The organism is Rhizobacter sp. P2_H2 (assembly GCF_056403375.1).
On sequence record NZ_JBFUFP010001665.1, the window covers coordinates 1 to 760 of the forward strand.

General features: G+C 70.5%; 1 protein-coding gene. It reads left to right on the plus strand.

The genetic code is table 11. The features are described from left to right. Positions 1-690: ABC transporter ATP-binding protein (locus tag AC1D15_RS35475; protein WP_477829779.1), on the plus strand; the 690-nt coding region annotated here is incomplete at its 5' end. Positions 691-760: the final 70 nt, after the last annotated feature.

A 760-nucleotide genomic window follows, 5' to 3' on the forward strand; every position in this document is an offset into this window, starting at 1 on the left:
GGCCAGCGCCAGCGCGTGGCCATCGGCCGCGCGATCGTGCGCAAGCCGGGCGTGTTCCTGTTCGACGAGCCGCTGTCGAACCTGGATGCAGCGCTGCGCGTGCAGATGCGCGTGGAGCTCTCGCGCCTGCACCAGGAACTGAAGACCACGATGGTCTACGTGACGCATGACCAGGTGGAGGCGATGACGCTGGCCCACCGCATCGTCGTGCTMAACGCAGGCCGCATCGAGCAGGTGGGCACGCCGATGGAGCTGTACCACCGGCCGGTGAACCGCTTCGTCGCCGGCTTCATCGGCTCGCCGAAGATGAACTTCATCGGCGGCACGCTGACGGGCACCAACACGCAACTGGCCCACGTCGCGCTGGACGACGGCTCGGCGGTGACGGTGGCCGCCGATGCGGCCTCGGTCCCGGCCGGCTCCAAGGTCACCGTCGGCCTGCGCCCGGAGCACATCGAGGCGAGCACGCAGGCGCGCGAGGGCGCGATGCGCGCGCACGTGCAGCTGGCCGAGCACCTGGGCGACACCACCTACCTGCACGTGACGCTGACCGGCGCCACCGACGCGATGACGATCCGCACCGCCCCGGACAACCCGCTGAAGACCGGCGACACCGCATACCTCAGTTTCCCGCCGCAGCGCGGCTTTCTGTTCGACGACCAGGGGCGCACGCTCCCCGGCGCCGGCTGAAGGCGGCGCAGGCGTTCGACGGCCCACGAGGCCACCACAGGAGACACGACGATGAGCACCACCCGACGAC